We start from the raw sequence: 23,529 nt of genomic DNA on the forward strand, positions 1-23,529 counted from the left end.
ACTCAGAGTAACTGGCCCATATAAATAGCGTTGCTGCGCAGCAGGGGCCGGAAGCCCATCCGCTCGTAGAAAGCACACACCTGCTCGTTTTGCAGACTGACGCCCAGATGAACCCCGCGTACTCCCGCGGCCCGCAGCGCATTCAGCTGATGCTCAATCATCTTGCGGCCCCAGCCGCCTTTCTGCTGCGCCGGTAACAGGTTGATATGCAGATGGGCAGGCCAGTTGCTGACCAGTTCTTCCGCAGCCGTGTCAGGATGGCGGATACTGTTCAGCAGATTACCATCGAGCGGGGCTTCCGGCTGGCGCTGGCGGTACTGCTCCTGCAAGGCTGGCCACCATGATTCATTCAGACGGGCTTCAAACGCCCGCGTATCCGGTGCGGCCACGACGTAGCCCATCACTTCGCCGCCCACATCGAGCACAAAGGCGAAATCCGGCGCAAAGCGGGCATAGGGGACAGCAAAACGCTGCCCGGGGTATTCCGGATCAGAGTAGAGCGCCGTCGCATCCTGACCGGCATGGGCGGTTTGCAGACAGATGCGATAGAGCGCCGGATAGTCTGCGGGGGTGGCCGCACGGATCGTACTGGGATTATTCATCTTCTCTTCTCGTTGGTCAGCCATTGAGCCATTTCAACGTTAATGAATGCAGACTTAGTTTTCAAGATGAAATAATTGCGTCACTTCACAAAGCGGGGCGTTGGTTCGCCATCAGCAGCGCCGCTAGTGGCATCTGTGATCGTCCGCACACCCGTTACACAGCGGCTTTGGTTATTTTACTGGCTTCATCGGTTATTCCCGCAGGAAGAAACATATGATTTTCATATGGTAATACAGAGGGTTAGTTTTTACTTCGGTGAATCAGCGTATTGTACTGGCAGAGCGTGATAAGGACGGATTGATCGGCGGATGTTGACCTTTATGGCACGACGACCTGCTGGCAGGGGGCGCAACCTGCTGATTTCTCGCCCCGGATCACAGTGCGGAAATTCCCCTGCGCAGAGGTTTGACTTTGTTTTCTTATTAAAGTAAGTATTGAGAGGTGCGATAATTATCGTGGCGTCAGTCTGCGGGATGAGCAGATGTCGAGATGAAAGGATGCCCATTCCGTGATGGAGAAACCGAGCATTATGTCTAATTCATCCGTTCGTTCGTTCCCGTTTCGCGCTTCCGTGCGTCTGCTCTCTCGTCTGATCGCAGCGGGCACGCTGGTGGGATGCCTGGCGCAAAGCGCCCATGCCGCCGTCACGCTTAATGAATGGGATATCTATAACTACCCGCAGCAGACCGCCGCCGTGGATGAAGGAATCAAAGCCTTTTCCCAGGAAAACCCGGGCATCATTATTAACCGCTCCGTGCACTCTTTTGAAGACACCCGCATTCCGCTGAAGCTGGCGTTAACCGCGGGCGATGGCCCGCAGATTGCTCAGGTCAATCAGGGCGGGGGAGACATGGGATCGCTGGTCAAAGATAAGCTGCTGCTGCCGCTGGACGGTTATGCCAGCACTTACGGCTGGACGCAGCGCTTCCCGGACTCCATCCTCAAGCGTAACCGCTGGTCTGATAAAGGTGACTTCGGCAGCGGTAAGCTGTACGGCGTGGCCAGTCTTGGCGAGATGGTCGGGCTCTACTACAACAAAGCCCTGCTGGATAAAGCCGGGATTGCCGTGCCGAAGACACTGCCAGAACTGGAAAATGCCATGGCGAAGCTAAAAGAGCAGGGGGTGGCTCCGATGATGCTGGGCCTGCTGGACGGCAATATGGGCCAGCAGATGCTGAGTACCCTCTGGCAGGCACAAATCGACAGTAAAGACCGTAAAACGCTTGATGATCTAATCTATGACGTCGGCGGTACCTTCAAGGATCCGAAACTGACCAAAGCCGGAGAGATGCTGAAAAGCTGGAATGATAAAGGCTGGTTCTTCCCAGGCTTCCAGGGCATTGGTAACGATGATGCGGCCACCCTGTTCCAGAACGGCCAGTCAGCCTTCCTGATCAGCGGTACCTGGTACCTTGGCCAGTTTAAAGATAATAAAGATATCCACTTTGCCGCCATGCCGGCAGGTGCCGGGGTCACGCATCCTTTGATGGTCGGCGGTACGGATCTGGCCTTTTCGGTGACCAGTACGGCAAAAGACAAAACCCAGCAGGATGCAGCGGCGAAATTCATCGACTATATGGTGTCAGATGCCATGGCTGACCGCTGGTTGAAAGCCGGTTTCCTGCCAGCCAGCTCGAATAAAAATGCGCAGGTGCCTGCCGATAACGTGCTGCTGAAAGAGGCGTGGCAGGTGTGGTTAACCCTTAATGAGCATGACGGACTGGGCCACTACGTTGACTGGGCCACGCCGACCATGAACGCCGAACTGAATCAGAACGTCCAGCTGCTGCTCGGTGGCCGCCAGACGGTCGATAAGATGGTGACGAACTTTGACGACAACTATCAGCGCTACCTGAAAAGCATGAAGCGTTAAGCCCCATGGCCCGGTGGCATCACTGCCGGGCCTACAGACGTTCTGGCCTGTGAGTACGTTTATGTTGAATCTGAGTCCCTGGCGTAACTTTCTTTATCTTCTGCCCGCCGTGCTGGTGTACGGCGTGTTTTTACTGCTGCCGCTGCTGGCCTCACTGGGCATCAGCTTTACTGAATGGGATGGCACCTCGTCACCACTGTTTGTCGGTTTCAGTAACTATCTGCGTATGTTCAGCGACCCGGTGTTCTGGATTGCGCTGGGTAATAACGCGCTGCTGATGCTGTTCTATACGCTGCTGCCCATCGGCATCGGCCTGCTGCTGTGCAGTTTCCTGAATGATATGCGCAGTAATACCGAGCGCAGCCTGCTGCGTATTCTCTTTTTTCTGCCCTACATTATGCCGATGGCGGTACTGGGTGTGGTGTGGCGCTGGCTGTATAACCCGGCCTTTGGCCCGATTGACCAGCTGCTACGCGCCGTGGGTCTGTCGCATCTGGCGATGTCGTGGCTGGGGGACTTTACCTGGGCGCTGCCGGCGGTGGGAATGGTGGCCACCTGGTATTTCTTTGGCTTCTGCCTGGTGCTGTTTATGGCAGGCTTACAGCGCATGGATCCGTCGCTGCTGGAGGCGGCCGACCTTGACGGGTCGTCACGGCGTCAGAAGTTTATGCGCATCACCCTGCCGGGTTTACGCCCCGAAGTGCGGATCGCGCTGCTGCTGACGGTCATCGCCAGCCTGAAAACCTTCGATCTGGTGTACGTCATGACCCAGGGCGGGCCGGGGACATCCACGATGGTGACCAATATCTTTATGTATAAGCAGGGCTTTGACCTGCACTATTTTGGCTATGCCTCATCGGTTGCGGTCTTCAGTATGCTGATCGTGCTGCTGATTAACTGGCTGATCCATCTGGCGTTGAAGGAGCGTTGATCATGAACAAAACGCCGCTGAGTTCCCGTGTGCTGATTTGGCTGGTGGCGGTGATCACCATCCTGCCGTTTCTGCTGGCGCTGCTGACCTCATTTAAAACGCAGATGGAGCTGTTTCAGGGCGTGTTCACCTTGCCCGGTTCACTGAACATTAAAAACTACGTTACCGCCTGGCAGCAGGGGCATTTTAACGTCTATTTTCTGAACTCGGTGCTGGTGGTGATCCCGGTGGTGATCTGCAGTCTCTTTCTGGGCATCCTGGCCGGGTTCGGCTTTGCCTGGCTGAAGGTGCCGGGAAAGCGGGTGATTGCCGCCATGTTTGCGCTGGGTATGGTTCTGCCGAGCGAAGCGTTTATTATTCCGCTGTATCACGAGCTTCGCTGGATGGGGCTGACCAATACCTATCTGGCGCTGATCATTCCGCAGATTGCGCTGTCGTTGCCGTTCACCACGCTGATGATTGCCAGCGCTTTCCAACAGGTACCGAAAGAGCTGGTGGAAGCGGCGGTGATGGACGGTGCATCGCGGGTAAAAATCCTCTGGGGACTGCTGGTGCCGGCCATTGGACAGACGCTTTCCACCCTGGCGCTGCTGCTGTTTATCTGGACGTGGAATGAGTTTCTGATGCCGCTGATCCTGGTCAATAAAGATGAACTGCGCACGCTGCCGATCGGCATGATGCTGTTCCAGAACCGTAACACCATTGATATTCCGGTGCTGATGGCAGGAGCGATGATCGTGATCCTGCCGCTGATGGCGGTGTTCTTACTGTTCCAGCGTAAATTTATCAGCGGCGTGACGGAAGGGGCAGTGAAGTAACCGGGACGATAACTTCAGGGGCGGCGCTTTTCCAGACGGATATCCCCGTCGCCGATATCGGTTTCATTCCCCCATCCAGTATGGCGGTAAAACGCCGCTGCGCGGGTGCGCTTTCCGGTTTCCAGCCAGACGCAGGGATGCAGGGTGAACAGCGCATCCTCCGCCACGCTGACCAGCCGTTTGCCGATCCCTTTGCCCTGATGACCGGGAAGAACAAAGGCGGCAAACAGGCAGGCTTCCTCCGGGATAATCATCGAAAAGCCGATGATTTCTTCGCCCTGCGTGGCAACCCACGCACAGTCTGACGCCGCTATCATGGCGCTGACCGACGCCTCTGTAATGCCCAAAGCCTGCATTTCTTCGCGGGTCATCATATTTTCCTGCACTGAGGTGCGCACAGTAAATAAACCGTTAACATCGGAGGGCACAGCGACGCGTATCCTGACAGACATGACATATCTCCCTGGCCGGGTTAACGGCCTTTTTCTTTTCTGACTAACGCCGGGTAACTGTACTCAGCTGAGTGGCCGGTGCGGATATCGAGCACCCGGTAGCGGGCATCGGGAAAGCGACCGTTTTTGTCGGTGATCAGCAGGGCGCGTCCGCGCTGGTCATTAAACATTTTTCCGGCGGGATAGGTTGGCGCATCCGGGTTCTTGCAGGGACAGTCTGACTGGCAGGCCATGATGTTGCCTCACAGAAGGGGTAAGGGGTGTTGTGACGACGCCTATTCTGCCACAATGCGCCGCAGAATAGGGCTGTTCATTTCGCGGGTGAATTAAAAAAATGAAGTTTTCATTTCCTCTGATCCTTCTGCACTGGCTGACCGTCATTTTGCTGCTGCTGGCCTATGGATCCATTCTGATTAGCGACTTCGCCCGGCCAGGCACCTGGCACGGTTATGCCATCGCCGTCACCCATGTCACGGCCGGAGCCACCGTCTTACTGACGATGGTGGCACGACTGATGATTCGGCTGCATCAGCGGTCCCCGGCCATCATTCCGCCTCCGAAGCGCTGGCACACCGCGCTGAGTCATCTGACCCATGCCTGCATCTATGCGTTATTCATTTCCCTGCCGGCCCTGGCGCTGGCGTCACGCTACTTCTGGGGAAGTGACTGGAGCCTTTACGGTCTGGCCATGCCCTTTAGTCAGACCGCCCGTCCGGCGCTTTCCGCCAGCCTGAACCACTGGCATACCGTACTGGCACCGGTGGGCTACTGGCTGATTGGCATCCATGCGCTGGCGGCGCTGGTTCACCATTATATTTTCCGCGATAACACGCTGGTCAGGATGATGCCGTCACGGCAAAAAACGGGCTGAAGATCACACTTTTGTCACCCGCGTGGCTGATAATATGCAGCCCTGATAAGCGAAAACCTAGGGGGAATTGCCATGCCAGATATCATGCCCGCCCGCTGCCACTGCGGTTCGGTGATGTTTAACGTCACCCTGGTCGACGGGCTGAACACCGCCCGGCGCTGTAACTGCTCCTTTTGCCGGATGCGCGGTGCCGTGGTGGTCTTTGCCTCAGCGCTGGATATCACCAAAGGCCAGGAGAGCCTGACCGAGTACCGCTTTAACAGCCGGGAGGTGGCACACTATTTCTGCGCTGTGTGCGGTATCTATACCTTCCATCAGAGCCGATCAAATCCGCAGCAGTACGGGATTAATGCCGCGTGCCTGGCCGGGGTTTCTCCCTTTGACTTTGCCTCGGTTAACGTCACGGATGGCATCAACCACCCGAAAGATGGCGGTGCAGGCGGCGTTGCCGGCACGCTGTCTTACATCCCCACACCGCCCGATGATCACTGAGCATCACTGAACACGGCTACCAGCGCTGATGCACCCAGGGGGCAATTTTATCGTCATACAGGCGTTTCAGCGCGGCCAGCGTCTCGTCCGGCAGGGCGCTCATCGCGCTGGCACGGGCGTTACCTGCCGACTGGACGGCATTTTTTGCACCGGGGATCACCACGCTGACGCAGTCATTCATTAAGATCCAGCGCAGGGCGAACATGGCCATCGTGTCATCCCCCTTCACGTACTGGCGGATTGCCTCCACCGCCTCAAGAGCAACATCCCACGGGACGCCGGAGAAGGTTTCGCCTTTATCGAAGGCTTCACCGTTGCGGTTAAAGGCACGGTGATCGTCGGCAGAGAAGGTGGTGGTCGCCGTCATCTTGCCGGTCAGCAGACCAGAGGCGAGCGGCACCCGGGCAATAATACCGACGTCGCGACGCTTCGCCTCGCGCAGCAGCAGTTCGGCCGGGCGCTGGCGGAAAATGTTATAAATCAGCTGTATGGAGGCGACGTTGGGATATTCCAGTGCCTTCAGGCCTTCCTCGACCTTTTCCACCGACACGCCGTAATGGCGAATTTTCCCGGCCGCCACCATCTCATCCATGACCGCAAACACCTCCGGGGTGTAATAGATCTCGGTTGGCGGACAGTGCAACTGCACCAGGTCCAGGGTTTCCATTTGCAGGTTGTCGCGTGAGCGATCAATAAAGGCGTTCAGATTTTGGGCAGTGTAACCCTGTGCCTCATGGGGGGAGAGGCGGCGGCCCAGCTTGGTGGCGACGAACGGGCGCTCTCCGCCGCGCTGGTTCAGCACCTCAGCAATGATCTTCTCTGAGCGGCCGTCACCATACACATCAGCGGTATCAATAAAGGTCATACCGGCATCCAGCGCGGCATTTAAGGCTTCCCGGGCATCGTCCAGACTCACTTCACCCCAGGTGCCGCCAATTGCCCATGCACCGAATCCGATCTCCCCGACCCGCTGGCCTGTTTTGCCAAGCATTCTCTGTTTCATCATCGCTTCCTTCATACGGTTAGGTAACGCGGGTTAGCGCGTGCGTACGCGCGTCGCCGCCTGAATCATTTCATCAGCTTAACGTTTACGCCGGGGGATAACCCGTGCTAAAAGATGAATGCTATTCATCCTGACAGTTAACCTGGTTCACCTTTCTATGGAACGTGTTGATTTTGCCGACCTGCAAATTTTTCTGACGGTGCTGCGCTGCCGCAGCTTTAAGCTGGCCGGTATTGAGCGCGGGTTATCATCATCAGCGGTGAGCCATGCGATACGACGGCTGGAGACCCGCTTAGGCGCACGCCTGCTGAACAGAACCAGCAGAGCGGTCTCTTCTACTGCGCTGGGCCAGGATCTGGCCGAAAAACTGGCAGGGGGGTTTGACGCCATCGCCGCCGCGCTGGAAACCCTGAATGCCCCAGGCCGGGGCAGCTTTGGTGTGCTGCGATTGAATGTCTTTGCAGATGCGGCGCGCCAGCTTATTGCCCCTGCGCTGCCTGAATTTGCCACGCAGTGCCCGCAGGTGCGCTTAACCATCGTCGTGGAAGACCGGCCGGTGGATATCACCGCCGGAGGATTTGACGCAGGCATGCGCTACGGCCATCTGGTGCCGGAGGATATGGTTGCCGTGCCGCTGACCGGGCCGCAGCGGTGGATAGTGGCCGGTTCCCCTGATTACCTCCGACGCCGCGGAACGCCACAGACGCCTGCCGACCTGGCCGGCCATCACTGTATTCAGCTCCTGCTGGGCGATAACGCTCACTTTCGCTGGGAGTTTGCTGGCCCGGACGGCACTTACAGCCTCAGTGTGCCCGGCTTAATCACACTGAAGGATACCGCCACCTCGATATCGGCGGCAAAGGCAGGTATTGGCTTAACTTACGTGCTCGAGTCCCGTATAAAGCAGGAGCTGGCAGAAGGGACGCTGGTCAGTACCTTGCCGGCACACGCTGCGCACGGTGACCCCTTTAACATTTATTACAGCAGCCGCCGGTATGTGCATCCGGCGCTGAGAGAACTGGTGAATATCATTCGTACCGGCAACGGCCTGCAGCCCTTGCCCGCGATTCCGAGCGTCACGCTGCAGGAATAGTACCGGTCCGATACCCGTTTTTGTCTTTAACCCTATGACTATCAGGCAGATAACAATGAAAAATATCCTGGCCGTGCTTCTCACCCTGACATCGTTTTCCGCTATGGCCACCGCGACATCTGCCGTGCTGAAACCGGTTCCTCTGAGTGCCATAAAAAAACAGAGTGAGCAGTATCATGCGATCTGTCAGGCGATAAAGAGCGGATGTCCGGCTGACTCAACGCTCTGGCGGGAAAAAGGGGCCGGGCGCGCCGTTTACTTAACCAGCCCGGGGCCCACATTAATCAGAATGAACAGGTCGAATGGCGAATGGGTGATGGATGGCCGCTGGGACTTTAGCCACCACGAAAGCCGCGATAACAGCGATGACGGCGAGCTGACCCGCAGTGAGGTCACTCTGTTTCCGGCACTCTATCCTCTGAGCCAGACAAAGCAGGCGGTGGCGCTGGTGTCCACCTGGTCTACGGGGTACTCCGGCGGCGGGCGGGAAGAAGCGTATGCCGACTTTCTGATGCTGAAGGCTGACGGGGAGTATCAGACCGCCTTCAGTAATGTTCCTTTTTCTTCACGGGAGATGATCCGGGCCTGTTTTTCTGAGCAAGATTATGCCAAAAAATCGCACTGTCATGATGAAAGCTGGCGCATTCTTACCCTGCAGTTTACAGACGAGGGCAGGGAGTATTACAGCTGGAAATTTATCACCAAAGCGTCGGACTGGCCTTCCTTTACCGATAAATCGGCCATTACCGTCGGCATAACAGAGAAGACAGCCTATCCTTTCCAACCCGATACGTCAGCGCAGTAATAATGGCCGAAAACGCCGCGTTAACGCGCGTGTGGCAGGGGCCGCGCCACCGTATCCTGATGCTCCAGGGGACGGTGACGTCCGGCTCTGACTATCAGTCGCCTTAATACCGTCCGGAATTCATCAAGATCAATATTATTAATCTGGCTGCCGACCACAATGGCTTCTGAAATATCCTGCATCGCAGGCCAGCGCGTCTTGTAATTGGCATAAACGGCGATAGCCGGAATATTATAGGCGCTAGCCATATGCAGAACCGACGTGTCCGGGGTGATAGCAAGGGTCGCGTTTTTTATCACTGCCGCCGAGCGCGCAATCGACGGCGGGAGTGAAATGCGGTGTACACGGTCATAAAGGCGGGTTAATGCGGTCGCTTTATCGCGGCCGTCAGGGCCGTGAACGATCACCACAGGCAGGCTGGTTTCAGAGGTAATCCGCGCAATAAGCTTTGATGCGGTGGCCAGCGAGAAGGTGCGCTCCGCTACGCTTCCGTCCAGGTTAAGGGCAATATAGTGCCCAAACTGCCGCGTTTCCTGACCCACTTCCTCCAGCACACGATCACTGAGGGGAAATTCAAACGCGGGTCTGACTGGCGGGAAACCCGCTTCTCTCATCAGCACTGACCAGGTCATGGGCACGGGCGCACGAAAAACTTGATCCATTCGGGAGGCTGTCTGACACAAGGGGGAATAACACTTCATCGTTAAGCCGACAGCCTGTAAATTCGTTTTTGCCCTTAACCGGCTGATAAAGAGCATGGTTTTGAAGTTTTTTTTACGCATTGCCTCAATGCAGAGATCCGGTACGCCATATTCCTTTCTTATTTTCCCGGCCACCGCTTTAATTTCCTGATATGTTGCCCCGTCCTGACAGGGCATACTGATAACGGTCAGCGTTGTCTGCCTCAGTGAGAGGGCGTCGAAGACGGGTCTGTTGAGTCGCGAAGCCACGATGATCAGGCGATCGATGCGGTGATATTCCAGCGAACGGATAAGTGGGAATACGGACATCGCATCCCCGATCTGGTCGGGAATATGAATAACGGCAAGGGAAACGGTGGCAGTATTGATTGCGGCTGCGCGGTAGTCGTAAAAAGAATAGGCAAAGTGCCTCACCCTCGACAGTAATGACATATTACAACACGCTCCCTGCGAAAATAATCATCCCTTATGACCAAACAGGACACTGATTATAACGGCCCAGAAGGAGGGCCTGTAGTGTAATATTGCGCCGTCCACCCCTTCAACACGGCCAGCCCCTTCCCGCACGTTGTGTTTGTTGCGGTGTCAGCAGGGCCGGCCCCTTCAGACTGCCATACCGCGCACTGCACGGCGGTGTCCCATACGGAAGAACACCAGACCGGCAACAGAAAAACCAATCAGGGCAATAAACATCACCGGCGGCGGCGTGAAGCTGAGTAAAAAACCGCACAGTACGGGATTAATCGCTCCGCCGATATTACTCAGGTTCTGCATCCCGTAGTAACTGCCTTTCATATGGTCGGGCGCAATGAAATCGATAAACATATACTCCACCGGAATGACGATCAGTTCGCCAAAGCTGAAAATGACCATCGCCAGCATCCACAGCAGCACCGACGGGCCGGCCAGCATAAATCCGGCCAGACCGAGAATAAAGAACAGCGTGCCGAAAAATAACCATTTGAACAGGTTATCCTGCTTCATGCCGCTGCTCATCACGTACTGAAAGGCAATCACAATCGTCGCGTTAGTGATCATGATGGCACCAATCACTTTATAGGCATAAGCGGCATCGGCGATGATGATCAGGTACTGCGACAGATAACCGGTGAACTGCCCGAAGACAATCGACCCGCAGGTGCTGCCCAGCGTAAACCAGACCAGACAGCGGTCTTTAAGCAGGATAGAAAACGTCTGGCGCAGGCCGGGTTTTTCCAGCGGCTTCAGCTCGATATCATGACGTTCTGGCCGGTCAGGAATATGGCGTAATCCCACCATCAGGGTGATAACCGTTCCCAGCGCCAGCGTGCCGGAAATCATAAACGGCAGACGGGGATCAAAACCAGCCAGCCAGACGCCAAGCGACGACCCCACGGCCCAGCCGACGTTGATCAGCGTGTAGTTCATTGAAAAGGCTTTGACCCGCTTTTCCACCGGCAGCCAGGCGGCAATACAGGCCTTAATGGTAATACTGAGAAGGGCGTATGAGGCGTTGAGCAGGGCGATGACCATCACCACGCTGCCTACGCCTGGCAACAGCGGCAGTAAAAAAAAGCTGAGTGCGAACAGACTGACGGAAAAACCAATCAGCGTACGGTGACTGAATCTGTCAACCAGATAGCCGCCGTAGAGGCTGCTGAAGATGCCGATGGCGAGGCTTGCGCCCATTATAAGACCGACACTTTCTGGCAGCAGATGATAGTGCTCAGTCAGATAAATGGTCAGGAATGGCAGCGTGACACCACGACCGATGGTCAGCACCAGGGAACCTGCAAGCAGGGCAAGAATAAGCGGCGGCATTCCTTTCATTTAGTTCACAATCTTCCATCAAAACATTAACAACAAGACCTCTTACTCTACGCGGTTACGCAGGATTTTTTGTGTCGTTAAAGCAACGTTTATCAAGGTGTTAATAAGACAAAATGCTACAGAAACTTCTTATTATGGTGGGGAATAGGGACGCCGCGATCCGCTGTTTCTGCCCACGCCGCTGGCGTGAGCAGAAGCGCCATTATTTTTTGCGCGTCAGGGTGATACGGGTCAGTTCTGAGGGGCGTCCTAACCGTACCGCCATCCCCGGCCAGAGCCCGGTTCCGTTGTTCACGTACAGCTGCATGCCGTCGACGTCGTACAGACCGGAGACAAAACCGCCGTTGGGCGCAGCAAACAGGCGGTCAAACCCCAGGATCAAACCGCCGTGCGTATGCCCGGAAAGCTGAATATCCACCCCCTGTGTTGCATTCTGTCGGGCATTTCGCGGCTGATGGTCGAGTAACACCACCGGCGCGTTGTCCGGGGCACCGGCCAGTGCCTTGCTCAGATCGGATCCCTCAGCCCCCCGCGCGGAGGCAGAGGCGTCCGTCAGCCCGGCGATCACCAGCCTGGCGCTGCCGCGAGAAATAACAGTATGGCGGTTGAGCAGAGGATGCAGCCCCAGCGTGGCCAGATGCGCCGTCCAGGCTTCCTGTTCAAAAAAATACTCATGGTTGCCGGTGATCGCCAGGACACCGTCGGGGGCCTGTAATCCCCGTAACGGTGCCACGTCCTGCCTGCGGTTTTCCAGCGTACCGTCAATCACATCCCCGGTCACCACAATCAGATCCACGTTCAGTGCCGTGGCCCGCTTCACTAATTCCGCAGTCCAGCGGGCATTAAACAGCCGGGTGATATGTAAATCCGTTAACTGCAGAAGCTGATAACCTTCAAACTCTTCCGGCAGATTGGCAACCGGGATGGTGACATCCTTCAGAGCCGGCACGCGGATGGCCTGCTGTACGCCGTAGGTGGCCAGGCCGATGGCCAGTATGGCAGCCAGGTAGCGCACGCCCGGAACGATGGTCAGCGGATGCCTGACCAGCATTGAGATCAGCGTCACGACATCAATCACGATCTGTGTGAACGCAAGCAACAGCACGACACTGAAGGCCCAGTTAAACAGGATAATCAGCGTTCGCGGCATCTCCGGGGCAAAAACACTGCCAGAGGTAAAACGGCTGACTAACAGGTACTGGGTGGCCAGTAGAGCCAGCAGCGACAGGATGATTTTTAACGCCAGGGGCAGGGACAGCGGAACGATAAACCGCCCAATAACATACCAGGCGGGGAGACTGAAAATAAGGTGAAACATCATTATTTCCCTAACAAAAGTGCGTACTTACGCAAAAAAAATGAAAACAGCGGATTTTATCGACTGACGGTTAACCTGTGACGATGAAAACGTGAAAAAGGTGTCAGATCATAGGCCATTACACAGTACACTTCTTACTGAATCAGAGATTAACCCTGGAGAGCGACTGATGAGTAATGACGTACCCCTGAAATTTTATGACATCGTAGATGAGTACTCGACGGAAACCACCCAGCCGGTGCAGGAAGCCGATCGCACACCGCTGGCACACTATTTCCAGCTGCTGATCACCCGCCTGATGGACGGCGAAGAAATTGGTGAGGATACACAGAAAGAGATCGCCAGTGAAGCCGGTATTGACGCGGAACGGATTGATGAAATCGCCACGTTCCTGAATCAATGGGGCAATGAGTAGTTGCTGATGCCGGTGATGTGAATTTCACTCGGGCATTCACATCACCTTCATAACGTGGCACGTTTCTCTGCCCGCTTTCAGCTTTTCACCGGCAGAGCAGGGAAGTGAGGTCTCAGTAAAAATCCTCCCATTCGCCCCGGGAAGGCATCGGGGTCGTGCAGGGCTTATATTGAATGACAGATCCCATTTGGGCATTATCAATGGGTTTCACCGTGATCGTCTGACCGTCCATCAGCGACCCCGTATCTAACGTCAGTTTAAAATAGCGCCGCCGGGCGTTGGGGACTGTGTTATCACAGGTTTCGGCAACTTCAATATACAGGCCGGTCAGATACAACGCGGTAAAGCCGAGTGAGCCGCTGGCGGGGAATTCGCCCTTATAAATAGACTCTTTATTCGAGGTGCCACAATTCTTGCCACCGCCGCCCAGTGACGGAATGCTGAGGCAGAAAAACCGGTCGGGGCCAGGCACGAGCTGGTAAACTTTTATCGCCGTAGGGGGCAGCGGCCCACCGTTCTCATCCTCTACGCGCACGGTGAGGTGCAGCGGTTTGCGTAAAAGATGATCTTCCTTGTGCGTCATGCAGGTAGTCAGGGACAGTGTTATAACGGCCAGCGTGGCCAGGAGAGGCAGTAATTTCATCGGTGATGTGATTCTCTGTGATTCAGTCCCGGAAAACCGTCCCGTGCTGACTGCCACACAGGGGGAAACGTACAGGATTGTAGCACGTTATGTCAGACCGACACGGGTGCTTCAGTAAATAGCCCCTGGCGCTGCATCACCGAATAGTACTGACAACAGGGATATTTACATGAGACTTACTGCTGCCATTATCGTTTTAACGTCATTCACCTCTTCTGCTCAATCTCATGCCATCGAATGGAAAACACGCTGTGATGACGAGGCATTTTCACTGCCCGTTGATCAACAAAGCCATCCGTTAGTGGTCAATGAAAATCAGATAGTAATATCGGTTCATACGAAACGTATTGACGCTAATAAGATGGGGGTCTTCCTGGATAAGACGCTCGATCTTGGCACGGGAGGCATGACGCTTAACTGGGACAACTTTAGTAAAACGGCAAAAATAGCGGATATGACCTTTAAGGGCAGGGAAGGCGTATTTCGCTGGTATGGTTTCTTTGATAATGTTCAGCAGAAACGCGTCTGGGTGGCGCAACCTGACTTTGTGGAAACCTATGCCAAAAATGGCCAGATTAAACTGATCGCCTGTGATTAATTTTCCCCATTACCCAGTAGGCGAAATACCCGCGCGAACGGCGATAGTGATAAAATTATTTATCAGGATTATATCATCCCGGTTCAGAAGATAATCAAAACAGAATATGCGTATCCATAATGAAAACCGCGTAGATAAACTCTATCGCCGGGTGAATACCACAACACGCCACCATTCAAATAATCCCGGCGCGGATTATCGCTGGGAACGAAACCGGAAGAAAAGGGCAGATGAAGAATTACCGCAGCGTGAATCAATGCACAGTAAGCAACAGCGCGGTCTGGACTATTCTCCTCTGTTTCATTTTTTACTGAGTAAAATCGGTCAGAAGTGGGACGAGGTTTACAGCGAAGCGAAAAGCCGTCTGGACAGAGACGAGCCCATTTTCTGGTTAGTGGCCCGACACGAGCACAAGCAGCGGGACTACGTTTGCTGTGGCGACTTCAGCTTTTATCCTGGATTGTTTGTTGACGAGCTTGGGTTCCTCAGGCAGGTCAATCCACATATTACGGCCGACGATATTCCGGTCACGTGCCGTTGCTGCACGCATACGTTTATCGGCGTGCCACTGTCTTGGAAAGAACCCGAGGAATAAAGAGCAAAACGGCGGATGATTATTAGCTACGCTGTGTGCTGTTGCTATGCGAATTCTGGTCCCGTGAAAACCGCAGGATGCTTTGTTAACACGGATTTTATTAGATATAAAAGGGCGGGTTCTCTCACCCTTCGTCACCAGAACGCGTTTAGTTCAGCCGCTGACCTTGTTCATCAACCACTCTCTCACCGTCCTCTTTCGTGAACGCGCCTTTCTGTGCATCAGGAAGAATATTCAGCACGACGTCAGAAGGGCGGCATAGCCGGGTACCCAGCGGCGTCACCACGATGGGGCGATTGATCAGAACAGGATGCTGCAACATAAAGTCGATTAACTGATCGTCAGTAAAGCGATATTCCGCCAGCCCTAACGCTTCAAAAGGGTCGACATTCTGACGCAGCAGCGCCCGTACCGAAATGCCCATATCCGCAATGAGTTTGACCAGTTCATCTCGTGAGGGGGGGGTCTCAAGATAATGAATAACGGTCGGCTCTGACCCGCTGTTGCGGATCATCTCAAGGGTATTGCGTGACGTGCCGCAGTCCGGATTATGGTAAATAGTGATGTTGCTCATATCAGTATCCTCGCTCTAATTGAAAGACAGACGAAGCGCCAGTGCAGCCAGCGTGACAAACAGCACGGGGATGGTCATCACAATCCCCACCCGAAAGTAATAACCCCAGGTGATTTTGATATTTTTCTGCGACAGAACGTGGAGCCACAGCAATGTAGCCAGACTGCCGATAGGGGTAATTTTAGGCCCCAGGTCGCTGCCGATGACGTTGGCGTAAATCATCGCTTCTTTGATAACACCGGTCGCAGTGCTGCCATCAATCGACAGCGCCCCGACCAGCACGGTCGGCATATTGTTCATTACCGATGACAGGAAGGCCGTCATGAAGCCAGTACCCAGCGTTGCCGCCCATAACCCTTTCTCAGCCAGCTGATTCAGCACGGATGAAAGATAATGGGTCAGTCCGGCGTTACGTAATCCGTAGACCACCAGGTACATCCCCAGCGAGAAGATAACAATTTGCCATGGCGCACCGCGCAGCACGTTCACCGTATTAATGACGCGACCTTGTTTCGCTACGGCTAACAGGAGCAGGGCACACGTGGCCGCAACCAGACTGACCGGTACCCCCAGCGGCTCCAGTCCGAAGAACCCCACCAGAAGTAAAAACAGAACCAGCCAGCCGGTTTTAAAGGTATTCACATCGCGTATAGCGTCTTTCGGTTCTTTTAAAAGAGAAACATCGTAAACGGCGGGAATGTCCCTGCGGAAAAAAAGATGCAGCATTACCAGCGTAGCCGCAATGGCCGCCAGGTTAACCGGGACCATCACGGCGGCATAGTCGGAGAAGCCAAGCTGAAAGAAATCTGCCGAGACGATATTCACCAGGTTAGAGACAACCAACGGCAGGCTTGCCGTGTCGGCGATAAACCCTGCGGCCATGATAAACGCTAAGGTTGCCCCACGGCTGAACCCCAGCGCCAGCAGCATCGCGATAACGATAGGCGTCAGGATCAGTGCTGCACCATCATTGGCAAACAGGGCTGCCACCATTGCACCCAACAGAATTATCCAGGAGAAGAGTAACCGGCCCCGGCCATTCCCCCAACGGGCAACGTGCAGCGCGGCCCATTCAAAAAAGCCAGATTCATCGAGCAGCAGACTGATGATGATCACGGCAATAAAGGTGGCGGTGGCATTCCATACTATCTGCCAGACCACCGGAATATCCCCGGGATGAACGACGCCAGTGAGTAATACCAGGCATGCCCCCAGCGAGGCACTCCAGCCAATTCCCAGCCCTCTGGGTTGCCATATAACCAGGACGAGCGTGAGCAAAAAAATAACTCCAGCCAGTAACATCAGAGCCTCCATACATGTGATTATTCGAATGTGTTTATCATTTTCAACAGGAGGAAGTTGTGGTGCGACTGAGCTTAATACGTATGTTTTCTCGTTCACAATTCCAGGCTTTATCAATAATACCGGCAGCCCATGCTGGCATATGAGGCGACAGTCGGTAGTGCACCCATTTTCCTTCGCGGCGGTCGATGACCAGCTCCGCCTCACGCAATAACGCCATGTGACGGGATATTTTCGGCTGTGACTCTGTCGTTGTCGCGCAGATATCGCAGACACACATCTCACCAGCCTCTCTGAGGAGCATCACGATAGTTGAGCGCGTATCGTCAGCCAGTAGTTTAAAAAGTTGAACCGGTTGTAACATGTTAGATCCCGTTAAACATAGCCATACAGATATGATATTTCATATGTGTATATTTTAACAGCATCGTTTAAACAACGGCAGGTTTGTATGACGCATTTACCCCTAATCGAATCTGAGTTCGTGCGGGGGGCCATTTTCCGTAAACCTGGCCAGCACCGGTGGGGTAAACAGCCATCCGAGGGGCAGGGAAGTCGCGTTCCTGTGTGAATTCTGGCGTGCCATACCCCTGCGAAAACCGCAGAATTCACGTAGCGCGATCATCTTTTATTTTCATTATTTATGAGGACAGTGCTGTACGGCTGACAGGGCTGATTTTTCTGCGCCTTCAGCACCCGAACATAGCTTTATCAGGCGGGGTAACGCCATGTTGGTTCAACACATAAAAAACTGCAGCGGATGACTGAACAGCGAAGGAATCTTTTTTATCGTCGGGGATGGGTCATAGTCCCGGGCAAACCGCGACGGCTGTTCGTCAGCCCGGCAGCACCGGACTCCCGGAAGCGGTTCATCAGACGCTGCACCTGACGTTCAGTGAGATCCAGCTGAGAAGCAACATCATGGCGATGCAGGCGCTTTTCAACAACGGCCTGGATCAGCGGCAAGCGGTGAAGTTATTTATAGGACATGGTTACCAGCATCAGAAGAGTTCTCCCAGAAAGGTGGAAAATGCGCCGTATCTGGGTGACATCATAAACTAGCTAAAAAGTGACATTATCAAATGGGACTTATAACGATGGTGCGCATAATGTATATTATGTTAAATTGCATATCAGGCGAAGTACCCGGCTGTGGGCTTTGCTCACGGGTACCTCGCCTTCCTTCTTTGCCGGAGCCCTTCAATCCTTTGCAGGCGTCCCCTGATGGAAACGCATCTGCCAGTGACCGACCTTTGCAGACCAAATCCAGATGGAGGTTCGCATTGTCCTGTTAACTGCCATCCCCGTCGCATCCCGTTGCGTACTGGTGTAATTCAACAGTGCCACGCCATCGGCGAGCATGGTCAGTGCAAAATCACCGGCGTCAATCGCAGTCGTGCCACTTTCCGTCGCCAGTGCATCAATGACCTGCTGCCTGGTATAGCGAATGCCTGATCGGCCAGTCTCTGTAAAATCCTGATGCAGCAAAGCGTCAACCCGCTGCGCATCATGCCGAATAGCTGGCTGATGCAGTTCGATTTCCAGCGCCTGAAGGATCAACAGCCGTTCAGATAAATCAGTCAAACTACCTCCGTAAAACACGCTGAATGAATAAATAAGGGATGATTGAAACCGATCGCGCTACGTGAATTCTATGCGCTTATCAGGGGTATGGCACGCCAGAATTCACACAGGAACAGCAAAAAGGCGTACCTCCCTGCCCTCTGATCATGGTTATCTGGAGATCCATTGACTTTACTCCGGATAGGTTGAGAATGTTCTTTGCGTTCAATCCTCAGATAAAACCGGAGCTTATCATCACCCGTTCCCGTCGCATTGCCTCTGCCGCCACCGCGAAAAAAGCCAGCGCTTTCATCGTGGCTGCCGCGCTGTTACTGGCCAGTTGCTCCACCCAGCCACCAAAATCCCTGGTCACGCCGTTTCCCTCTCCGGTTAAACCGCCGGTACCGGGCCAGCCCGCGCAGAGTCAGCAGCCGATGCGTGGCGTCTGGCTGGCGACAGTATCACGCCTTGACTGGCCACCGGTCTCTTCGGTGAATGTCAGCAGTGCGGCGCTGCGTATCAGCCTGCAGCAGAAGGCACTGACCGATAAGCTGGATAAGCTGAAACGTCTTGGCATCAACACGGTATTTTTCCAGGTAAAGCCTGACGCTACCGCACTGTGGAATTCTAAAATTCTGCCGTGGTCTGATATGCTGACGGGCAATATCGGCGATTATCCCGGTTACGATCCTCTGCAGTTTATCCTCGATGAAGCGCACAGGCGCGGCATGAAAGTGCATGCCTGGTTTAATCCCTATCGCGTTTCCGTTAATACAAAATCGTCCACGGTTGCGGAGCTTAACCGGACGCTGTCGCTCCAGCCCGCCAGCGTCTTTGTGCTGCACCGCGACTGGATCCGAACGTCTGGTGACCGCTATGTGCTCGACCCGGGGATCCCGGAGGTGCGGGACTGGATCACCAGCATCGTAGCCGAGGTGGTGGCGAACTACCCGATCGACGGCGTGCAGTTCGATGACTACTTCTATGCAGAGTCTCCCGGTGCTGCGTTGAACGACAGCCAGACCTTCAGGCAATACGGTCAGGGCTTTATCAGCAAGGCCGACTGGCGGCGACACAATACACAGCAGCTGATCGAACAGGTGTCCCGTACTATCCGGCAGCTGAAACCGGGCGTTGAGTTTGGCGTCAGTCCGGCGGGTGTCTGGCGTAATCTCTCGCACGACCCGGCGGGTTCGGATACGCGCGGTGCAGCAGCCTATGATGAATCGTTTGCCGATACCCGCCGCTGGGTGCAGCAGGGACTCCTTGACTATATAGCGCCGCAGGTTTACTGGCCGTTCTCGCGCCAGGCCGCCCGGTATGACGTGCTGACAAAATGGTGGGCCGGTGTGGTCAGGCCGACGAAAACCCGCCTTTACATTGGCATTGCGCTATATAAGGTGGGCGAACCATCAAAGACTGAACCTGACTGGACGGTACAGGGCGGCGTGCCGGAATTGAAAAAGCAGCTCGATTTAAATGAGTCTCTTCCCGGCGTGAGCGGTACTATTCTGTTCCGCGAGGACTATCTTAACCGGCCGCAGACACAGGATGCGGTGCGCTATCTGCAAAGCCGCTGGGGCGAGCAACCTACGTCACGATGACAACTCTCGCAGGATCAGCGGGGTCGTGCCCCGCTGATCCTTTATCCTCGGCAAGATTCTCGCAAAAGTTTCTACCAAACTCAGGCCGGTTTGCATGCAAATCTGTTAACGAACACCGTAAAAATTCCGCATTGTTTTTAGCAAACCCCTTACTCTGAATAACGAAAGCCTGGCGCATGACAGTGCGTTTTTATCTTTCTGCGTCCATCATTGAGTGACAGTGTCACTAACAGGAAATCATTGATATGAAAGTACAAAAAATAGAACAACCTGCCACCATTAAGACAATGGAATCCTGGGGTACGGTTGAGGGGCTGCCTGGCACCGGCACCATTGCGCTATCCGGCATTCAAACAGTCATCCCGGGCAAAGAGCATATTGATACCGGTATTTTTGAGTGCGGAGCGGGCAGCTATCGCCGGGGCGTAAAGCAGGCTGAGGTGATGCATTTTCTCAGCGGCACGGGCTCCTTTACCCCGGACGGAGAAGCCACATTATCCTTTAAAGGGGGCGACAGCTTCTTCTTTGCCGCTAACACCGAAGGCACCTGGGTGGTCGATACGCCGATGCGCAAGCTGTACGTTATTTTTGATGCAGTAGTCTGATACCCCTTTATTGTGATGTCCCTCCCCTTGCCTGCTTGAGGTTCAAAGGGACGTCTTATTTAAGTGATAAGATATTGTTAACATCGAAAAATTTTACCAGGTCACGCTGCATTTTACTCCAGGGACGCTGCAGAATTTGGCTCCCTGAAAATACCAGGCCAAAATCAGCAATACGCTCTTTTAACCGATCTCTATCACGGTCAGAACAAGGGCTGTCTTGTTCAATGAAATAGCGATAGTCTGCCAGGATGCTGATAAGTCTGTTAATATTGGCGTACTCTATGTTTGTCTTATACCTCTCTTCGAGTTCTAAATCGGTACACAGTGCATCATCGAAGGCTGAATTTTTGATTATTTTGACGTCATCAACGCTGTGGCCTCTCAACGCGTCGTGGCTGTATGAAAAAGAATAAAGCTCATCAAAATTACGGTCCCAGGGATGGATATGACTGTCCACAGAAAATAATTTATCGCCTTTATGCAGACTATTACAATATTTACAGCATGGGATGTGATTGTAAAAGGACAGTGCCAGATAGGGGTATCTGTTTTTAGGGTAAAAATGGTCCAGGTCAAAATGAAGTGTCGGTTTAGTACCGGGTTTATTCTTCCGCTCAATGATTTTTACAGGGTATTCATTACAGTATGGACATGTCATCTGAACGAAATTCAAACCGATATATAAAGAAGAACAAAAAACTGAGTCACGATAAAGCGCGTATTTAAAGACATTATTAAGAAGGAGATCCGAAAAAGAAGGAATTTTTAATGCATTATAATAAACCGTGTTATAATCTTCATCATCTAATATCTTATTCATTTGATTGATAATGGATTGAAATTGGGAAGGTTTGGCAATGATGATTTGCTTAAGATTATCTGAGGTAAGGATATGATTCATAAATTCCTGATGTCTTTTCGCCGCCTGTTTTCCATACTTAGCAGAATGCGAATCATCAAACATTGTCACTTTAAACTTTTCCGCGTTTCTTTTAATGCTCTTTTCTGCTGGCTGTTTTTTCTGAGAAAGAAAATTGAGATGCGCCCAAAGGGCTTCGACGGTATCATCAAGAACTTGATCGATACTGGCGTTGGCGTTGGATAAGTGATGTTTGAGATTAATCATTTACCTTCCCCGCTGATACAGCGTCCATCTCCACACTGTCTATCCTTTTTTTAATATGATAGCTCAATAACTTATCACCGATGACCGTCAGGGACTCTTTCAGCTTATCTAACTCTTCACCTGATAACATTCTTTTGTCGAGTATTGCAATAATGGTATTCATATAACTATCAGATACGTTCCCCGTTCTTTGCGTGACCACTTCGAAGGAATGCCGATAGATGTCGTATATGTTGGCGCCGAATGTATGTTTACCGGGAACAGTAATAATATTATCATCCTTGTCTTTCGTTAAGACAGTCACGCATTGAGCAGGTAAGTCTGTGATCAACAGAGGAGAGTGCGTGGTAATGATCAACTGTATTCTACCGTATGAAAGCTGAGGCAATACGTTGATTAACTTCTCTATAAACTCTAACTGAAGTTGAGGGTGTAAATAAAGATCACCTTCATCAATGCAGATTAATATATCCTCGTCGTAACTGCTCCTTCTCTTATTTTTAATTTTATGAATTGCACACCATATTGAACTAAAGAGGTTGATATAAGCGCGCTGACCAGAACTTAACTCAGCCCAGTCTATATCAGCAGAGCTGATATAATTTATTAAGTTAGCCAGTCTTGACAGGTTTTCTTCGTTGGCTTTGTCAAAGCCCACGGTAAAATGAGCTTTATCAACCCTGTATTTCTTCATTTCTTTGAAGCCCATCACTTCCAGATCATTTTCTAGCAGTATTAAACAGGAAACAATCTGATAAAAATGCTCATCTCTGGATATGTAATGATCTGTGTCTCCGCGTTTTAAAACCACGGCAAGTTCCGCAATAAGTTTATCGACATCGATAGTTTCATTATTATCATTCATTAATATTCGATGGAATGTCTCCGTCACTATGGATTCGGTACGTTTGGCATATTCAGAATACAACGCCATCAGTAGTGTGCATTGTATAGTTAAACGCGTTAATGCTATCGGCTCCAGTTGAGAACTCCGATGAAAAATACTCCTCATCAATCTTAATATTTCTTTATGATTATCGTTATAAGTGGAGGTTTCTTTCTGCCAGAAGCGTGTATTTATTCTAACCGATACTTTCTCAGGTGCCGGATACGCCAGAGCGGCAAACCTGTCTGAAGTTAAAAACTCCAACTCCTCAATAAATTTGCCTCGGTTTTTATCACCGAAACCCCCTCGCCGTTCTGAGATCACCCTGTTATTAACCGAAACATCCTCAACACCGTCACCCAGATCGAGCCAGGACTCATCATAGATATTTGAAAAATACACCACACCGAGATCATCCAGAGTCAACCTTGAATGGGCAAGATAAACATCTAACTGGGTTTTTAACGGCGGGAAGTTATCGGAACTCTGATAAAAAAGAGAGCCCTTTTTTTCATACAGGATGAAGTACCTGCTGCAAATCTCTGCTTTCCCTTTTATCACCAGGCACAGAAGTTCAAGCAGCGTCGTCTTCCCTGCCCCATTCGTACCCAGAATTCCGGTTACCTCCGAGACAGACTCGCCCCAAAAAGAGACGGGCAGTACGGCTTTCTTTTCGCGGGTCAGACTGTTTGTTGTCTCATCATAGTGGTACTGATAGTCACTGGATAAATTAATTGAAAAATCATCCAATTTTTTGAATCGGTCCACCCACAGAAAACAGATTTTCATATTATTGATTGTCCTTATTACTGATCATCTTCCTTACTCCTCCCCTCACTGACGGTAGCG

General features: G+C 52.8%; 26 protein-coding genes and 1 pseudogene. 12 read left to right on the forward strand and 15 right to left on the reverse strand.

The annotated features are described in order from the left end of the window. Positions 1–2 precede the first annotated feature (2 nt). Entirely contained in the window at positions 3–602 is a 600-nt protein-coding gene (locus EPE01S_RS03725; RefSeq protein ID WP_062743254.1) for a GNAT family N-acetyltransferase, read from the reverse strand. Positions 603–1,132: 530 nt separating this feature from the next. Between EPE01S_RS03725 and EPE01S_RS03730 the strand changes: the two genes are divergently transcribed. The 3 genes from EPE01S_RS03730 (at position 1,133) to EPE01S_RS03740 (ending at position 4,225) form a co-directional block, all read left to right on the forward strand. Beyond that, on the forward strand, positions 1,133–2,476 hold the full coding sequence (locus EPE01S_RS03730) for an ABC transporter substrate-binding protein (RefSeq protein ID WP_062743423.1): 1,344 nt from the start codon (positions 1,133–1,135) through the stop codon (positions 2,474–2,476). A 61-nt stretch (positions 2,477–2,537) separates the two neighbouring features. Beyond that, positions 2,538–3,407, forward strand: a complete 870-nt coding sequence (locus EPE01S_RS03735; protein WP_062743424.1) for a carbohydrate ABC transporter permease — start codon at positions 2,538–2,540, stop codon at positions 3,405–3,407. Between the two features lie 2 nt (positions 3,408–3,409). Continuing rightward, on the forward strand, positions 3,410–4,225 hold the full coding sequence (locus tag EPE01S_RS03740; protein WP_062743255.1) for a carbohydrate ABC transporter permease: 816 nt from the start codon (positions 3,410–3,412) through the stop codon (positions 4,223–4,225). Between the two features lie 14 nt (positions 4,226–4,239). On the opposite strand, the gene EPE01S_RS03745 is transcribed toward EPE01S_RS03740, so the two are convergent. Together EPE01S_RS03745 and EPE01S_RS03750 are read right to left on the reverse strand one after the other, a co-directional pair. Then, positions 4,240–4,677, reverse strand: a complete 438-nt coding sequence (locus EPE01S_RS03745) for a GNAT family N-acetyltransferase (protein ID WP_062743256.1) — start codon at positions 4,675–4,677, stop codon at positions 4,240–4,242. Positions 4,678–4,697: 20 nt separating this feature from the next. Beyond that, positions 4,698–4,910, reverse strand: a complete 213-nt coding sequence (locus EPE01S_RS03750; protein WP_062743257.1) for a hypothetical protein — start codon at positions 4,908–4,910, stop codon at positions 4,698–4,700. 101 nt (positions 4,911–5,011) lie between these two features. Here EPE01S_RS03750 and EPE01S_RS03755 point away from each other — a divergent pair, with 101 nt between their 5' ends. Both EPE01S_RS03755 and EPE01S_RS03760 read left to right on the forward strand, forming a co-directional pair. Beyond that, a complete protein-coding gene (locus EPE01S_RS03755; RefSeq protein ID WP_062743258.1) occupies positions 5,012–5,548 on the forward strand; it encodes a cytochrome b/b6 domain-containing protein in 537 nt (178 codons plus the stop codon). Positions 5,549–5,620: 72 nt separating this feature from the next. Continuing rightward, positions 5,621–6,040: a GFA family protein gene (locus EPE01S_RS03760; protein ID WP_062743259.1), complete on the forward strand. Its 420-nt coding sequence runs from the start codon at positions 5,621–5,623 to the stop codon at positions 6,038–6,040. A gap of 16 nt (positions 6,041–6,056) precedes the next feature. Here the strand turns inward: EPE01S_RS03760 and EPE01S_RS03765 are convergent, their stop codons facing one another. Beyond that, the gene (locus tag EPE01S_RS03765) at positions 6,057–7,043 is read right to left on the reverse strand and encodes an aldo/keto reductase (RefSeq protein ID WP_062743260.1); all 987 of its coding nucleotides are present in this window, start codon (positions 7,041–7,043) and stop codon (positions 6,057–6,059) included. A 157-nt stretch (positions 7,044–7,200) separates the two neighbouring features. Between EPE01S_RS03765 and EPE01S_RS03770 the strand changes: the two genes are divergently transcribed. Together EPE01S_RS03770 and EPE01S_RS03775 are read left to right on the forward strand one after the other, a co-directional pair. Continuing rightward, positions 7,201–8,136, forward strand: a complete 936-nt coding sequence (locus tag EPE01S_RS03770; RefSeq protein ID WP_084344141.1) for a LysR family transcriptional regulator — start codon at positions 7,201–7,203, stop codon at positions 8,134–8,136. Positions 8,137–8,191: 55 nt separating this feature from the next. Then, on the forward strand, positions 8,192–8,941 hold the full coding sequence (locus EPE01S_RS03775) for a hypothetical protein (RefSeq protein ID WP_062743262.1): 750 nt from the start codon (positions 8,192–8,194) through the stop codon (positions 8,939–8,941). Positions 8,942–8,961: 20 nt separating this feature from the next. Here the strand turns inward: EPE01S_RS03775 and EPE01S_RS03780 are convergent, their stop codons facing one another. The 3 genes from EPE01S_RS03780 to EPE01S_RS03790 form a co-directional block, all read right to left on the reverse strand. Then, positions 8,962–10,074, reverse strand: coding sequence for a glycosyltransferase family 9 protein (locus tag EPE01S_RS03780; RefSeq protein WP_157075989.1), 1,113 nt, complete (start codon positions 10,072–10,074; stop codon positions 8,962–8,964). A gap of 171 nt (positions 10,075–10,245) precedes the next feature. Beyond that, complete coding sequence (locus EPE01S_RS03785; protein WP_062743263.1) at positions 10,246–11,451, reverse strand: MFS transporter; 1,206 nt, start codon at positions 11,449–11,451, stop codon at positions 10,246–10,248. A 202-nt stretch (positions 11,452–11,653) separates the two neighbouring features. Beyond that, the gene (locus EPE01S_RS03790; protein ID WP_062743264.1) at positions 11,654–12,769 is read right to left on the reverse strand and encodes a metallophosphoesterase; all 1,116 of its coding nucleotides are present in this window, start codon (positions 12,767–12,769) and stop codon (positions 11,654–11,656) included. 169 nt (positions 12,770–12,938) lie between these two features. On the opposite strand from EPE01S_RS03790, the gene EPE01S_RS03795 reads away from it, so the two are divergent. Further along, complete coding sequence (locus tag EPE01S_RS03795; RefSeq protein ID WP_062743265.1) at positions 12,939–13,184, forward strand: YmjA family protein; 246 nt, start codon at positions 12,939–12,941, stop codon at positions 13,182–13,184. Between the two features lie 112 nt (positions 13,185–13,296). Here the strand turns inward: EPE01S_RS03795 and EPE01S_RS03800 are convergent, their stop codons facing one another. Then, positions 13,297–13,827, reverse strand: a complete 531-nt coding sequence (locus tag EPE01S_RS03800) for a hypothetical protein (RefSeq protein ID WP_062743266.1) — start codon at positions 13,825–13,827, stop codon at positions 13,297–13,299. Positions 13,828–13,996: 169 nt separating this feature from the next. Between EPE01S_RS03800 and EPE01S_RS03805 the strand changes: the two genes are divergently transcribed. Together EPE01S_RS03805 and EPE01S_RS03810 are read left to right on the forward strand one after the other, a co-directional pair. After that, entirely contained in the window at positions 13,997–14,425 is a 429-nt protein-coding gene (locus tag EPE01S_RS03805; protein WP_062743267.1) for a hypothetical protein, read from the forward strand. A 106-nt stretch (positions 14,426–14,531) separates the two neighbouring features. Beyond that, entirely contained in the window at positions 14,532–15,020 is a 489-nt protein-coding gene (locus EPE01S_RS03810; RefSeq protein ID WP_062743268.1) for a hypothetical protein, read from the forward strand. 148 nt (positions 15,021–15,168) lie between these two features. Here the strand turns inward: EPE01S_RS03810 and arsC are convergent, their stop codons facing one another. From arsC to EPE01S_RS03835, 5 genes and pseudogenes are all read right to left on the reverse strand, one after another. After that, positions 15,169–15,594, reverse strand: coding sequence for a glutaredoxin-dependent arsenate reductase (gene arsC / locus EPE01S_RS03815; RefSeq protein ID WP_062743269.1), 426 nt, complete (start codon positions 15,592–15,594; stop codon positions 15,169–15,171). Positions 15,595–15,609: 15 nt separating this feature from the next. After that, the gene (locus EPE01S_RS03820; RefSeq protein WP_062743270.1) at positions 15,610–16,896 is read right to left on the reverse strand and encodes an arsenic transporter; all 1,287 of its coding nucleotides are present in this window, start codon (positions 16,894–16,896) and stop codon (positions 15,610–15,612) included. A gap of 43 nt (positions 16,897–16,939) precedes the next feature. Further along, positions 16,940–17,260, reverse strand: a complete 321-nt coding sequence (locus EPE01S_RS03825; protein ID WP_062743271.1) for a metalloregulator ArsR/SmtB family transcription factor — start codon at positions 17,258–17,260, stop codon at positions 16,940–16,942. Between the two features lie 446 nt (positions 17,261–17,706). Continuing rightward, a pseudogene (locus EPE01S_RS22745) lies at positions 17,707–17,862 on the reverse strand (helix-turn-helix domain-containing protein); the annotation flags it as partial. 234 nt (positions 17,863–18,096) lie between these two features. Beyond that, complete coding sequence (locus EPE01S_RS03835; RefSeq protein WP_062743273.1) at positions 18,097–18,480, reverse strand: nuclear transport factor 2 family protein; 384 nt, start codon at positions 18,478–18,480, stop codon at positions 18,097–18,099. A 191-nt stretch (positions 18,481–18,671) separates the two neighbouring features. Here EPE01S_RS03835 and EPE01S_RS03840 point away from each other — a divergent pair, with 191 nt between their 5' ends. Together EPE01S_RS03840 and EPE01S_RS03845 are read left to right on the forward strand one after the other, a co-directional pair. Beyond that, positions 18,672–20,063: a glycoside hydrolase family 10-like protein gene (locus EPE01S_RS03840; RefSeq protein ID WP_062743274.1), complete on the forward strand. Its 1,392-nt coding sequence runs from the start codon at positions 18,672–18,674 to the stop codon at positions 20,061–20,063. 245 nt (positions 20,064–20,308) lie between these two features. Continuing rightward, a complete protein-coding gene (locus EPE01S_RS03845) occupies positions 20,309–20,668 on the forward strand; it encodes a cupin domain-containing protein (RefSeq protein WP_062743275.1) in 360 nt (119 codons plus the stop codon). A 55-nt stretch (positions 20,669–20,723) separates the two neighbouring features. Here EPE01S_RS03845 and EPE01S_RS03850 read toward each other — a convergent pair whose 3' ends face one another. Both EPE01S_RS03850 and EPE01S_RS03855 read right to left on the reverse strand, forming a co-directional pair. Continuing rightward, a complete protein-coding gene (locus EPE01S_RS03850; protein WP_062743276.1) occupies positions 20,724–21,794 on the reverse strand; it encodes a hypothetical protein in 1,071 nt (356 codons plus the stop codon). After that, positions 21,787–23,469, reverse strand: coding sequence for an AAA family ATPase (locus tag EPE01S_RS03855; protein ID WP_062743277.1), 1,683 nt, complete (start codon positions 23,467–23,469; stop codon positions 21,787–21,789). Before EPE01S_RS03855 ends, EPE01S_RS03850 begins: the two co-directional genes overlap by 8 nt. Between the last annotated feature and the right edge of the window lie 60 nt (positions 23,470–23,529).

The sequence above is a fragment of the Erwinia persicina NBRC 102418 genome (assembly GCF_001571305.1).
Classification (GTDB): Bacteria; Pseudomonadota; Gammaproteobacteria; order Enterobacterales; family Enterobacteriaceae; genus Erwinia; species Erwinia persicina.

Coding starts and splice junctions, on each gene's coding strand:
- EPE01S_RS03725 (WP_062743254.1), bottom strand. CDS start 602: ATGAATAATCCCAGTACGATCCGTGCGGCCACCCCCGCAGACTATCCG.
- EPE01S_RS03730 (WP_062743423.1), top strand. CDS start 1,133: ATGTCTAATTCATCCGTTCGTTCGTTCCCGTTTCGCGCTTCCGTGCGT.
- EPE01S_RS03735 (WP_062743424.1), top strand. CDS start 2,538: ATGTTGAATCTGAGTCCCTGGCGTAACTTTCTTTATCTTCTGCCCGCC.
- EPE01S_RS03740 (WP_062743255.1), top strand. CDS start 3,410: ATGAACAAAACGCCGCTGAGTTCCCGTGTGCTGATTTGGCTGGTGGCG.
- EPE01S_RS03745 (WP_062743256.1), bottom strand. CDS start 4,677: ATGTCTGTCAGGATACGCGTCGCTGTGCCCTCCGATGTTAACGGTTTA.
- EPE01S_RS03750 (WP_062743257.1), bottom strand. CDS start 4,910: ATGGCCTGCCAGTCAGACTGTCCCTGCAAGAACCCGGATGCGCCAACC.
- EPE01S_RS03755 (WP_062743258.1), top strand. CDS start 5,012: ATGAAGTTTTCATTTCCTCTGATCCTTCTGCACTGGCTGACCGTCATT.
- EPE01S_RS03760 (WP_062743259.1), top strand. CDS start 5,621: ATGCCAGATATCATGCCCGCCCGCTGCCACTGCGGTTCGGTGATGTTT.
- EPE01S_RS03765 (WP_062743260.1), bottom strand. CDS start 7,043: ATGAAACAGAGAATGCTTGGCAAAACAGGCCAGCGGGTCGGGGAGATC.
- EPE01S_RS03770 (WP_084344141.1), top strand. CDS start 7,201: ATGGAACGTGTTGATTTTGCCGACCTGCAAATTTTTCTGACGGTGCTG.
- EPE01S_RS03775 (WP_062743262.1), top strand. CDS start 8,192: ATGAAAAATATCCTGGCCGTGCTTCTCACCCTGACATCGTTTTCCGCT.
- EPE01S_RS03780 (WP_157075989.1), bottom strand. CDS start 10,074: ATGTCATTACTGTCGAGGGTGAGGCACTTTGCCTATTCTTTTTACGAC.
- EPE01S_RS03785 (WP_062743263.1), bottom strand. CDS start 11,451: ATGAAAGGAATGCCGCCGCTTATTCTTGCCCTGCTTGCAGGTTCCCTG.
- EPE01S_RS03790 (WP_062743264.1), bottom strand. CDS start 12,769: ATGTTTCACCTTATTTTCAGTCTCCCCGCCTGGTATGTTATTGGGCGG.
- EPE01S_RS03795 (WP_062743265.1), top strand. CDS start 12,939: ATGAGTAATGACGTACCCCTGAAATTTTATGACATCGTAGATGAGTAC.
- EPE01S_RS03800 (WP_062743266.1), bottom strand. CDS start 13,827: ATGAAATTACTGCCTCTCCTGGCCACGCTGGCCGTTATAACACTGTCC.
- EPE01S_RS03805 (WP_062743267.1), top strand. CDS start 13,997: ATGAGACTTACTGCTGCCATTATCGTTTTAACGTCATTCACCTCTTCT.
- EPE01S_RS03810 (WP_062743268.1), top strand. CDS start 14,532: ATGCGTATCCATAATGAAAACCGCGTAGATAAACTCTATCGCCGGGTG.
- arsC (WP_062743269.1), bottom strand. CDS start 15,594: ATGAGCAACATCACTATTTACCATAATCCGGACTGCGGCACGTCACGC.
- EPE01S_RS03820 (WP_062743270.1), bottom strand. CDS start 16,896: ATGTTACTGGCTGGAGTTATTTTTTTGCTCACGCTCGTCCTGGTTATA.
- EPE01S_RS03825 (WP_062743271.1), bottom strand. CDS start 17,260: ATGTTACAACCGGTTCAACTTTTTAAACTACTGGCTGACGATACGCGC.
- EPE01S_RS03840 (WP_062743274.1), top strand. CDS start 18,672: ATGTTCTTTGCGTTCAATCCTCAGATAAAACCGGAGCTTATCATCACC.
- EPE01S_RS03845 (WP_062743275.1), top strand. CDS start 20,309: ATGAAAGTACAAAAAATAGAACAACCTGCCACCATTAAGACAATGGAA.
- EPE01S_RS03850 (WP_062743276.1), bottom strand. CDS start 21,794: ATGATTAATCTCAAACATCACTTATCCAACGCCAACGCCAGTATCGAT.
- EPE01S_RS03855 (WP_062743277.1), bottom strand. CDS start 23,469: ATGAAAATCTGTTTTCTGTGGGTGGACCGATTCAAAAAATTGGATGAT.